The following is an 11,471-nucleotide window of genomic DNA, read 5'->3' on the forward strand; positions in this document are numbered from 1 at the left end:
CGACCTTGCCCTGACCGCCGGCGGCGCCGGTGATGATCGCGACCTTGTTATTCAGACGACCCATGACGTTCTCCTTCAGTGATGAGCACCCTGCTTGGTGGGGTGCGGGTTATTTCCTCTTTTTCAGCCGACAACTGTGTCGGTTGGCTTCAATAAACGATGCGAGCCCGGACAGCCCCTGGCCGCGGATGACGGTTGGCAGGTGGCGGATGGCTGGTTACAGGCCGGGCCAATCACGCCCACGACCAACCCCAAACCACTCCCACACCCGCCCACGACCACCCACTAGGGACTACCGGCAACCGCTACACATGCGCCGAGCGGTTGATGGCCACTGTCTCGTCAAGGGACGGTGCCATGGTCAGAGTGCCGAAGTGCTCCATGATTCGGTCGCGCGTTGCTGGCGCCTTGTCCTTATCAGCCGCGGTAAGAGCCTGTGCGAGATCCTCGAGACCGAGTTCGGTGCAGTAAGCCGGGGTGCCCGGCTGCTGGCGCCATGAATCGGCAATCACTCCCGCATCGAAGGGATCAAAACCGGTGTCATCGACGAGTTGCATGACCGTTGCACGTGCCTCAGCGGAATCCGCTGCTACGGGAATGGCGATACGGCCAGGCGCGCCCTGGGGGAGGCCCCGCGTCTGCTGGGTGGCTGCAAGGGCTGCGTTCCACGCCTTAACGATGGGACGGCGAAGCTTTTCCTGGCTCCACTCGCTTTCGACCTGCCCGTTATCGACAGCTTCGACCGGACCCATCATCGCCGGGTAGTAGTTGGACGTGTCGACGATGATGCTGTCCCCACGTGCCTCGGCCAAGAGGTCGGCGAGGTCCGGCTGGACGGAGAAGGGAATCGACAGCACAATGACCTGTCGGTCCGCCACGGCGGCGTCCATTTCGACAGCGCGAGCACCAGCGGTAAGCACTTCCTCAGCAACGGCCTCGGGCCCCCGGGCGTCGGCAACCATGACGTCGTGCCCGGCTTCGCTGAGGCGGCGTGCGAGATTGCCACCAATGGCTCCTGCGCCGATAACGGTGATCTTCATGAATGGCTCCTTTGTTTGAACTTCCGCTCGACAGGTGCCAGCGGGTGTAAGGGGCTGACAGGCCATGTGGCCAAGGACGAGGGATGCGGGCATCACACGCAGTAGCCCGGTCCGGCACCGTCAGGAGCTCACCCGTGACATGATGTACACGAGATCGCGTACATCCACCCTAGCCCATGTACGCGTTAATGTGTACATACGCGGATCGCTCGTTGTGAAGGAGAAGGATCATGGCCAGCCGTTTGGCAAATCCCCTCGCCGCTCCCGCCGAGGACGAGCTCGATCTCTTCAGGGCGATGTCTGCTCTGACGGATCCTGTTCGCCGGGCGATCGTCCATCACATCGCCCAGGACCCTGGAACGGCGTGCAGTAACTCCAATTTCGGGGTGTCGAAATCCGCCCTGACGAGGCACTGGAGGGTCCTGCGCGAGTCCGGAATCATCAAGCAGGAAGTGGACGGAACCCGTCATCGCAACTGGCTGCGACGCGAGGAGCTTGACCGCCGTTTCCCGGGTCTTTTGGACCTAGTGCTCGCGGCACACGAGGCCGCCCTCCGGAAGGGCGTCCCTGACCAGGGGCTGACGGGGCCGTCCGCATAAGGGGCTTGGCCCCTTGGTGTCAGGCATGTGACCCAACGGTGCCTGATACCAGGGAGTGCCGTTGCCCCGCCGTGTCTACTTGAGGCGACTGTCGAGCCCGTACTGGTGGGGTGCTCCGAGGTAATCCCTCAGGGTCGTACCTTCGTAGTCGGTGGGCATGAGGCCGCGTTCCTGGAGGATCGGTACGACCTCATCGACGAAGGTATCGATGCCGTCCTCGTAGATATCCACCGACACCCAGAACCCGTCCACGGCTCCTGCTTCGAACCATTCCTGCATGTGGTCCGCGGTAACGCTCGCCTCGCCGACAGGGGTGGGGTGGTAGTCGATCACGCCGTGAGCGAGGATGTTGCGAATCGTCCAGCCCTCACGAGCGACCTCGAGGGCCCGCCGGGATCGCGGGTCGAAGGGGCTGGCCTGTGCTCGCGCGAGCTGTCCCTCGGTGAGGGGCTGATCCAGCTGGCTGAGATCCAGGCTCAACCCGAGCATGGAGCCGAGGTAGGGCACCCGTTGAGGGAAAGTGCGTTCACCGATCATCAGACGCCGATCGAGGGCTGCTCGTTTGGTGGCGCCGATGGCTGGCATGAGGCCTGCGAAGTACTTGACCTCGTCGGGGTTGCGTCCCGACTGGCGGGCCGCCTCACGGGCAGCTTCGCGCTGGGCACGCGCATCCTCGATGGTGAAGGCCGCCCCGATGACACCGCTGGCATACCGTCCCGCCAAGCCCAAACCGTATTCGCCGCCGCCTGCGGAGAAGATGACAGGTTGACCCTGCTCCGATGGAGGGATGGGCAGCGGGCCGCGCGAGGACACGAGTTCTCCGCGAATATTGACGGGGCTGATCTTCGAGGCATCAGCGAAACGCCCGGTCTCCTTGTCCCTGGTCCAGGCATCCTCCTCCCAACTCCCCCATAGTGCCTGGGAGATCTGGATCGTCTCATGGGCGCGCTGGTAACGCTCCGGGCGCGGGGCGATTTCCTGACCGTAGTTCGCTGCGGCCGACGGGTCGCTGGTGGTGACAGCGTTCCAGCCGGCACGCCCGTGACTCATCACGTCCAGCGCCTTGAACTGCCGGGCGATGTTGTAGGGCTCGTTGAAGGTCGTGGACCCGGTCGCAACCAGGCCGATCCGTTCGGTCCCCCGCGCGATGGCGGCCAGCGCCATCATGGGGTCCAGTGTCATCTGCGGTGCATCGTAATTGACGTCGCTGGTCAGTGCGGGAGTGTCGGGCAGGAACAGGAAGGCGACCTTTCCGCGTTCGGCTGCCTGCGCGTACCGGACGAGCGCATCGTAATCCGTGTAGTTGGACGGATTGACGCCCGGCATCCGCCAGGAGGAAACCTGGGAGCCATAGCCGTTGTTGAGTTGCATGCCGAGAATCATGGAGCGCTTGCTCATGAGCGTCCTTTCAGAAGGAAGGGGAAGGTGTGGGAGGAGGTGGGGAAGGAACTGAGGGAGGACGCGCGAACTACGCAGCCAACCCATGAAGCGCGCTGCCATAGAAGACCAGGGGGTTCTGCCGCGGATCCCGGTGGAGGTCAAGGACACGAAGGAGTGTCAGGACGTGGTCGCCTGCGTCGATCTCGGCTTCTCGGGTCACGGTGAACGAGGCGATGGCGCCGGGGAGAAGGACGCTGCCGTCGTTCGTGACCTTGTGCTCGACGTCATCGAGACGGAGCCCGGTCGGACGGGACAGTAGTGGTACGAGGTGCTTGTCCTGATGTCCCAGGACACTGATGCCCCAATGGGTTGCACGCTGCAGGATGGGCCATGTTGTCGAGGTCCGCGCGAAGCTGATCGAGACCAGGGGTGGATCCAGTGAGACAGATGTGAAGGAATTCGCGAGCATTCCTACAGTCCGACCTTCCGCCTCTGTGGCGACGAAGGCGATACCCGTTGCGAAGGCCGAGAGGGCGTGTCGTAGGGCCTGAGGGTTCGGTTCCAACCGCTCTGTCGATGGTAGTGGCGGTGCTGCATGCCCGCGTGATTCGTTCATGTATCCATAGTGCAACCTTGACACTAGTGTGAATGTCAAATCGGGGGTCACCGGCCCTCTTCCGGGTCCGTTCCGGGTTCTTTTTTTCTCCGGGCCTAGCTCGCGCGGTATTCCTGACGGGCAGCTGTTGCCTGATCCAGAGCATCGATGTAGCGGGTGATCGCGTCCCGATTCTGGATGAGGAAATCGATCTTCACGCTCATGCGGTCCCGCTCATGTGCGAGCAGCTCGCGAAGCTCAGGATCCGGATCGTTCACGACAATCGTCTGCGGCTTGTCCAGGCACGGCAGGATATCGGCGACGATACGCGTTGGGATTCCAGAGTCGACCAAACCTCGGATCTTTCGCACCCTGTCCACTAGGTAGTCGTCATATACCCGGTATCCGTTGTCCAGGCGTCGAGGGCTCATCAGGCCCTGTTCCTCGTAGTACCGCAGCATCCGAGCAGGTACCCCGGTCTTCTTCGCCAGCTCTCCGATCCGCATGTTCGTCTCCTTTTTCGTTTCGACTTGACCTTCACACTACTGGCAACGTCGAGAATATACCTAGATGCGCCGCCGGAATCACCTCAGGCGGCGGGATCACTACGAAACGGAGAACATCATGACCACTCTTGGACTCATCGGAAGCGGCGCTGTCGGAACCTCGATTGCCCGGCTGGCCGTCGCTGCGGGCATCGACGTCATAGTGAGCAACTCACGTGGCCCAGAAACCCTGGAAGCTTTGGTGTCGGAGCTCGGCAAGCATGCGCGCGCCGGCCGGTCGGAGGAAGCAGCACGGGCAGGTGATGTCGTCGTCGTGACCATCCCCCTCGGCAGCATCGATGCGCTTCCTGTAGAGGCGCTGAAGGGCAAGGTCGTCCTCGACACGACCAACTACTACCCCGGGCGCGACGGTCAGCTCGCCAGCCTCGACGATAATTCCCAGACTGCCAGCGAGCTTGTTCAGAGCGTCCTGGCAGAGAGCCATGTCGTCAAGGCGTTCAACAGCATCGGCGCCGCACAGATCTTCACCCTCGCCCGACCCACGGGTGCCAGTGATCGCAGCGCCCTTCCCATCGCCGGAGACAACGAAGAGGCCAAAGCTGTAGCTTCCCAGCTCATCGACTCCCTCGGCTACGACACCGTCGACACCGGAAGTCTCGCCGACAGCTGGCGCAGCGAACCCAACACGCCTGTGTACGTCATGCCCTACCTCGGCGCCATCCCAGAAAGCCTGGACGCAGCACAGTGGGCGGACTTCTTCGCGACCACTCCCGGCAACTCCGTGAGCAGCACCCAGGTCGAGACCCTCATCGCAGCAGCGCAGCGAGGCAAGGCTGGCGGCGAGTGGGCATAAACAAGCGGAGACAACACCGCGGAATGACCTAGATGCCCCGATAGAACCCGAACGCGTAAGACCTGCGAGTTGCGACGCGGCTAAATCGCATCTGCCGTATGCACAGGTCCTTCATATACCGGTCGGCGCCGGGCCATTAGGCCACGGCGCCGATCGGTGCATGCGTTGCCTGCGCAGTGAGTCACTCCGTTCGAGGGTGCCGCAAGTTTCGACAGCGATGCACACCTCCTTCTGCAGCACGTCTGATCCCACGGCATGTCTCACAGGAGGACGTCTCATTGGGTTCTCGGCAGTGAGGCAAGACCGCTAGGACGCGGCTTTCGCGTATCCCGAAACCACAACAGCCCGCGTCACACTAGGTCTCCGATTTGACCTTCCCACTAGTGAGAAGGTTGCACGATGTACCAGTGCAGTTCTCACTCTTACTCGTTCAACGGCCAGACAGATGTCGACCGCCGGACAAGGGATCGCAGATCCGCTGGTCCTGCCCGAGCAGCAGAGACGCACACCAACGCACACACAACCGAACTCAGACCTGCCCGATCAACAGGGAGTGGGCCACCAGCTGCCGCTAGCCACGCGAAGCGGCAGAGCAACCCGACCAATCGGCGCAACCCAGATCTTTCCAAAACGATGTCACGACCAGGAGCCTTCCATGTCAGCCCCTCATCCCCCTGAATCCACTCTAGAAATCGAGTCTCAAGCGAGTACGAGCCTTACTCAGGCCGTTCCTTCGCACGACCGTTTGGCACCAGGTAGCGCGATGATTATCGGTCTACTGATGGTCTCGACCTTCGTGGTCCTCCTGAACGAGATGATGCTCGGCGTCGCCCTGCCGACGCTGATCACGGACCTGAACATCACTCCCACGACCGGCCAGTGGCTCACGACGGGGTACCTACTGACCCTGGCGGTCCTGATCCCGGCCACCGGCTTCGTGATGCGCCGGTTCACCACGCGCGGGATCTTTCTGGGTTCCATGACGATCTTCCTGATCGGTACCGTTATCGCTGTCATCGCTCCTGGCTTCGGCGTGCTCTTCGCCGGCCGGATCATCCAGGCCATCGGTACGGCGGTGTTCGTGCCCCTGCTGATCACTACGACCATGCGCCTGGTGCCGGACTCGCGGCGGGGCAGGATGATGGCCCTCGTCACGGCGGTTCCCGCCATCGCCCCCGCGGTCGGACCTGCAGTCTCGGGAGTAGTCCTGTCCCAGCTCTCCTGGCGGTGGCTGTTCATCCTCATGCTGCCGATCATCGTCGCGACACTGATCCTCGCTGCCGTGAAACTGCGAAACGTCACCACACCCGAGCGGGTCACCCTGGACGTGCTCTCCCTGCTGCTGTCCGTCGTCGGGTTCGGCGGACTTGTCTTCGGGTTGGCCTCCATCGGCGAGTCGGTCTCCGGCCACGCACCCGTCGACCCCTACATCCCGATCCTCGTCGGCCTGGTCGGTGTCGCGGCGTTCGTCCACCGTCAGATTCGACTGCAGAAGCACGGAGACCCGTTCCTGGACATGCGGATCTTCTCCACGCGGGCCTACGTCCTGCCCACGATCGTCATGACCTTCGTCGCGATGAACGCCTTCGGTGTCGTCCTGGTCCTGCCGCTGATCCTGACTGCTGTTCTCGGACTGGACACCCTGCAGATGGGCCTGTTCCTCTTCCCCGGCGGGGCGATGATCGCGATCGTCTCCGCACTCGGCGGACGCATCTACGACAAGGTCGGGCCCAAGCCCCTGGCAATCCCCGGCTCCATCCTGTGGGCGGCATCGATCTGGTTCCTGACCACGATCGACGAGAACACCAGCGTTTGGCTGGCCCTGGGCACGTACCTGGTCATCACCGGGACGCAGGCAATGATGTGGGCTCCCATGACCACCTCAGCCCTCGGCGCTCTGCCGGCGGACCTGTACGCCCACGGCACCGCGGCGTTCTCCACCGTCCAGCAGCTGGCCGGCGCCGCGGGAGGTGCGATCCTTATCTCCGCCTTCACCATCGGAGCCAATGCCACCGAACCCGGCGCTCTCAGTGCCGCTCAGAGCATCGATGCCGGCCAGGTAGCTTTCACAGTCGCCGCAATCCTCGCCCTCGGAGCAATCCTCGGGACACTGTTCGTGAAGAAGGCCCGGGATCCAAAGACCACGACGACCGGCACTGCGCACACATAGGACCAGCGGGTCAGCATCTTCAGGAAGCCCTCTTCCTTCACGTTGCCGCCGTAGGTGAAGACGTTGGCCGTGGAGAACAGCTTCTTCATCCCGGACTCGCCCCACACGTCGATGCTCTGAGGCCAGGATTGTAGGAATGTAGAAACCACGATTCCTCGAGGACCGTAGTGGCTGTAGAGGTCGGGAAGGTTCTCCCACCGGCACACGTTCGCAGCCTCATCCAGGACACAGACCATCGGGACCGCCAGTCGACCACCCGCCTGCGTAGCCGCATACTCCTCGGCTGCGGTAGCCGTAGCCACGGTCAGGGACGTCACCAGCGGTCCCGCGGTGCCGGCGCCTTCCTTGGAGAGCGCGTACAGGGTGTTCTTGCCCGCGATGAAGTCCTCGGGGATGAACTGCGGCCGCGGATCGTTCGGGCCGCTAGGGTTCACTCATGCGGCGATCTTCTCGTTCCTCAGGCACGTGGCCATCTGCCGTGCGGTGCCGTAGACACCCTCGCGCTGCTTGTCAGGCAGCGCCATGGTGCTACCCCGTGGAATCCGCTTAGGAATTCAGTATGTCGCCGTCATAACGCAAGGTTATCGGCGATGCGATGGCGTCTTAAGGGGGAGCATTCACAGGCCCTAGGACAATCTCTCGATGCATCACTCTTGCATCATGGTGGGGTTGGCCCGCAGGGTCGAAGGTCTCAGCTGTCAGCGGCGTTTGAGTGTTTCTCATGCTCGAGTGCAGCGGTGATGGCGGCCGGTGACGGCAAAGTGGCTTGTTCATCAGCGGGAAGCGCGTCGTAGGTGTAGGACGTAACAGCCAGGGGTTGGGTGGATCCCTCGAGGGCGTAGCGTACGACCCGCTCGGTCTTCGATCCGCACACGAGGATCCCCACGGTGGGCGCCTGACGTGGCAGGCGCAGGAGGTCGTTGACGGCTGCAACGTAGAAGTTGAGTTGTCCCAGATTCTCGGGCTTGAACTTGCCTGCTTTGAGTTCCACGACCACGTAGCGGTCGGAGGGGACGTGGTAGAGCAGCAAATCGATGTAGAAGTCGTCCCCGTCGATGTTCAGGTGGTGCTGACGGCCGACGAAGGCGAAGCCTGGCCCGAACTCTGCCAGTGTCTGGGCCATCCGGAGAGTCATAGCCTCCTCGATGGCGTGTTCCTGGGCTTCCTCGGTCAGGCCAAGGAAGTCGAGTACCAGGGGATCCTTTGCGACTTCCCGCGCCAGATCTGTGCCGACGCCGGGCAGTCGTGCTTCCAAGTTGTTCGGTGCCGCGCCGGCCCGGGCGTGGAGGTTGGTGAGGATCTGGTGTTCAAGGACGGCCACTGACCAGCCGTGCTTAGCGGCACGCGCCGCGTACCAGGTGCGGAGGTCGTGGTCGTCGATCTTGTTCAGGAGGGTGAGGTTGTGGCTCCAGCTCAATTGTCCAGACGGTGTCTGGACAATTGGTTCGGTGCCGTCCCACGCAGCGGCGAACGCACGCATATTGTACAGATTCGTCCGGGAGAAACCTTTCATGTGGGGGAACTCTGACTTCAAGTCCTTTGCCAGGCGATCAAGGACCCTACTCCCCCACGGTTCGTCTGCCTGCCTGTCCAGAATGGACCGCCCGATGTTCCAGTACAGCTCGATCATCGCCGTATTCACGACGCGCTGCGCGCGGTGCTGAGCTTCCTGCACCAGCACCGTCAGGGCCGTGAGGGTGGCGGCGTAGTCTCCCGGAAGATCCGGCTCGAGCTGGGGCATAAAACCACCCTAGTTGGACGCGCCACTGTTCATTCCCTGTTAGCCAGAGCCAGCGGTGGCAGTGCTGCTCGACTACGCGACCGGAAAGCAGGGTGATCGTCTGAAGGCACCACAGCCCGTGACGCAATTAGGCGACAACGGTGCAGTAGGTCTGCACTTCTATGTATCTGTGCTCAACCGCTGGGAGCTTGTTCTCGGAGACGGGCGGGCGTCCCACAGCCAACTAGGAGGCTCCGCCGGCAGATCCTAGCGACGCTGCCAGCCACTGGGCTTACAGAATCATCGTTATTGGCTAAATATCGGGCCATATGATAGCTAGAAGTGGGGCTATAATTTGGGTATGAGAACTGTGCCGTTGAGTGAAGCGAAAGACAAGCTGTCGTCCCTGGTGGATGAGGCGGAGAGGACGCATGAGATCATCCAGATCACCCGGCATGGGCATCCGTCGGCGGTTCTGATGTCCGCTGATGATCTGGAGTCGCTTCAGGAGACTATCCATTGGTTGTCGCAGCCGGGCATCAGGGAGGATCTGGTGCAGGCCAGGCGGGAGATTGCGGAAGGCACAACCGTTAGTGGCGATGACCTGCGACGCGAGTTTGGTCTGCCGCCGAGGTGAGTGAAGCCCCGAACGGTCAGGCGGACGACCAGGGTTCGTGGAAGGTCGAGGTTACGAGTCCCGCGCTGAAGGGCTTTCGTCAGCTACCCGAGAAGGCTGCCGCCGCGATCGTCGAATTCGTCACCGGGGCCCTGGCCGATAATCCTCGCCGGCTCAGCAAGCCCCTGACGAATGAACTCCTGGGCTTGCGCACCGCGCGCCGGGGCGACTACCGGGTGCTGTTCATTCTCGATGTCGAAGAGCACATTCTGCACGTCCACCGCATCAAGCACCGGTCTAGCGTCTACAAGCCCCGCTGACCTCGAGCTGGAGGTTCGGTTCCTACATAAGCACAGGCAGCGCCTTGGTATCGACAAATCGACGAATGGTCGTATCGGCGCTTTGTTCGGGTGTAGTGAACAGAGTGGTTCATGTGCTCGGGGGTAGCTTCATCCCGGCATTGAGTGTCAAGTCCGTGTGGATGAGTTGTCATAGGGAGCTAACACCATGCGCACCATGTCCGAGGCTAGGATGGACTCCATTTCGGATCGGGCGAGCACCCGGAAGACCATGACTCCTATCAGGGCGTCAGCTACGCGCTCCGTTGGCATATAGGAGCCGCGATGTTTAGGAGCGGTGTGGCCGGCCCGGTGCTGCGGACCTCAGAGCGTCGAGACTGGGATACCGGTGCTCCAAGTACCCCAGTGGGAGTCCGGTCCAGCTAGCTACCCACTGATAGTTGAGGGCGCCGGGAGGGCATGCGAGAACCGCCTGGGAGACGAGCTGGCTCCGCTGCTCGTCGCGCAGCGCGAAGTCTTCTTCGCGGTTCCGAAGGCGCTTGCGCTCGGTAGGTCCCCAACCACGACGTTGTTTGATCGCACGCGTTGCGTCCGTGGGAAGCAATCCTTGCTGAAGACCCCACGTTCTTACATTGGATACGTCCTCATGAAGCTGGCGGACGAGCTGTGATGAATCCGAGAATTCTTGCTGGCCGCGGAGGCGCTTGCTGAACTCGATTCTGACGTGCTTGTCGTAAATCTGTTCATTGAAGTCGAGAAGGAAGGCCTCGATGAGACGGATTCCATCTTTGGCATAGTAGGTAGGCCGTCGACCGAGAGAAATTGCTGCCACATAGCACGGCCCGTTGCTGTCCGGTTCCACTTGAACCGTTCCGGCCCAGACACCATCGTCCAGCCCGACCAGTTCTGCTGCGACGTTGGCTGTAGGAAAGCCGAGCAGCCGCCCACGCCGATCTCCATGCGTGACGACACCGTCAACGACATGAAGTTGGGACGGCGCCACTAATGAACTGTTTTTCCGGGGAGTCTGCATGCTTCCACCTCCGTTGTGGTTTGGCGCGACTGTCATGGGCTCGCTAATCGATTAGATGACCGCTACCACTTTCCAGCGTGAAGCACCTAGCAGGAGGACAGCACAGAGAAAGACGACATAAGGCAGGTATACCGCGCCATCTTCGATCATGATGCCGGTTTCCTCTGCCAGGTGCTGGGCAATACGCATAGGCTCACGGCGAAGTTACTGAGTTTGAGGCTGAGTTCGGTGCGTTTCAGATGGGATCTGGTGACAGTGTCCCGCCAGGCGCCAGTCGCCCTCAACGTGTCCAGAGTCTGGTGGCTTGCTCTCAGCCACGTTTGTGCGGCGAAGAAAGCGCCTCACCTAGTCGTCCGCGCATCACCGTCGTCCTCCGGACTTTTGAACGTGGCACAAGCAGTCCAGCGGTGCTTGACCTTTCGAAGCTGCTCCGAACTGAAGCGCGACACCAAATTCGGTGTCGCGCGGGCAACGAACAGGTAAGACGTGAGTCGGAGCCCCGCAGATTACTAGCCTGAAACCCGACGGCCTTAGGCCTCTGGTGTCGACCTACGTATCAATGAAGATATTTACAGGAGTGCGATGTTCTCGAAGATTCTGGTGGCCAATCGTGGAGAGATCGCGATCCGGGCTTTTCGTGCCGGGTACGAGGTGGGCGCG

General features: G+C 61.8%; 11 protein-coding genes and 1 pseudogene. 5 read left to right on the top strand and 7 right to left on the bottom strand.

Annotation, left to right across the window (positions count from 1 at the left end; genetic code table 11):
- Positions 1-305: 305 nt before the first annotated feature.
- Complete coding sequence (locus tag CXQ97_RS18205; protein WP_306740254.1) at positions 306-1,133, bottom strand: NADPH-dependent F420 reductase; 828 nt, start codon at positions 1,131-1,133, stop codon at positions 306-308.
- Between the two features lie 137 nt (positions 1,134-1,270).
- Between CXQ97_RS18205 and CXQ97_RS18210 the strand changes: the two genes are divergently transcribed.
- Positions 1,271-1,639 (top strand): helix-turn-helix transcriptional regulator, encoded by a 369-nt coding sequence (locus CXQ97_RS18210; protein ID WP_104182304.1) that lies wholly within the window; start codon positions 1,271-1,273, stop codon positions 1,637-1,639.
- A 75-nt stretch (positions 1,640-1,714) separates the two neighbouring features.
- Here the strand turns inward: CXQ97_RS18210 and CXQ97_RS18215 are convergent, their stop codons facing one another.
- The 3 genes from CXQ97_RS18215 to CXQ97_RS18225 all read right to left on the bottom strand — a co-directional run bounded on the left by CXQ97_RS18215 (position 1,715) and on the right by CXQ97_RS18225 (position 4,120).
- Positions 1,715-3,022 (bottom strand): NtaA/DmoA family FMN-dependent monooxygenase, encoded by a 1,308-nt coding sequence (locus CXQ97_RS18215; protein ID WP_258062766.1) that lies wholly within the window; start codon positions 3,020-3,022, stop codon positions 1,715-1,717.
- Positions 3,023-3,107: 85 nt separating this feature from the next.
- Entirely contained in the window at positions 3,108-3,635 is a 528-nt protein-coding gene (locus CXQ97_RS18220) for a flavin reductase family protein (protein ID WP_104182306.1), read from the bottom strand.
- Positions 3,636-3,730: 95 nt separating this feature from the next.
- Entirely contained in the window at positions 3,731-4,120 is a 390-nt protein-coding gene (locus CXQ97_RS18225) for a MerR family transcriptional regulator (protein ID WP_104182307.1), read from the bottom strand.
- A gap of 64 nt (positions 4,121-4,184) precedes the next feature.
- On the opposite strand from CXQ97_RS18225, the gene CXQ97_RS18230 reads away from it, so the two are divergent.
- Both CXQ97_RS18230 and CXQ97_RS20460 read left to right on the top strand, forming a co-directional pair.
- Complete coding sequence (locus CXQ97_RS18230) at positions 4,185-4,973, top strand: NADPH-dependent F420 reductase (RefSeq protein ID WP_146069722.1); 789 nt, start codon at positions 4,185-4,187, stop codon at positions 4,971-4,973.
- Positions 4,974-5,736: 763 nt separating this feature from the next.
- Positions 5,737-7,143, top strand: coding sequence for a DHA2 family efflux MFS transporter permease subunit (locus CXQ97_RS20460; RefSeq protein ID WP_258062767.1), 1,407 nt, complete (start codon positions 5,737-5,739; stop codon positions 7,141-7,143).
- 20 nt (positions 7,144-7,163) lie between these two features.
- Here CXQ97_RS20460 and CXQ97_RS20465 read toward each other — a convergent pair.
- Together CXQ97_RS20465 and CXQ97_RS18245 are read right to left on the bottom strand one after the other, a co-directional pair.
- Positions 7,164-7,379, bottom strand: a pseudogene (locus CXQ97_RS20465) (TraM recognition domain-containing protein); the annotation flags it as partial.
- A 455-nt stretch (positions 7,380-7,834) separates the two neighbouring features.
- Positions 7,835-8,884, bottom strand: coding sequence for a PDDEXK nuclease domain-containing protein (locus CXQ97_RS18245; protein ID WP_104182309.1), 1,050 nt, complete (start codon positions 8,882-8,884; stop codon positions 7,835-7,837).
- A 340-nt stretch (positions 8,885-9,224) separates the two neighbouring features.
- On the opposite strand from CXQ97_RS18245, the gene CXQ97_RS18250 reads away from it, so the two are divergent.
- Together CXQ97_RS18250 and CXQ97_RS18255 are read left to right on the top strand one after the other, a co-directional pair.
- A complete protein-coding gene (locus tag CXQ97_RS18250) occupies positions 9,225-9,500 on the top strand; it encodes a type II toxin-antitoxin system Phd/YefM family antitoxin (RefSeq protein WP_104182310.1) in 276 nt (91 codons plus the stop codon).
- Positions 9,497-9,799, top strand: coding sequence for a type II toxin-antitoxin system RelE/ParE family toxin (locus tag CXQ97_RS18255; protein WP_104182311.1), 303 nt, complete (start codon positions 9,497-9,499; stop codon positions 9,797-9,799). The genes CXQ97_RS18250 and CXQ97_RS18255 overlap by 4 nt, the downstream gene beginning before the upstream one ends.
- Positions 9,800-10,106: 307 nt before the next feature.
- Here CXQ97_RS18255 and CXQ97_RS18260 read toward each other — a convergent pair whose 3' ends face one another.
- Positions 10,107-10,811 carry a riboflavin kinase gene (locus CXQ97_RS18260; RefSeq protein WP_104182312.1) on the bottom strand — a complete coding sequence of 235 codons (705 nt, stop codon included), beginning with the start codon at positions 10,809-10,811 and terminating at the stop codon, positions 10,107-10,109.
- Positions 10,812-11,471 lie beyond the last annotated feature (660 nt).

Origin of the sequence: Arthrobacter sp. B0490 (assembly GCF_002929355.1) — a bacterium.
GTDB lineage: Bacteria > Actinomycetota > Actinomycetes > Actinomycetales > Micrococcaceae > Arthrobacter_D.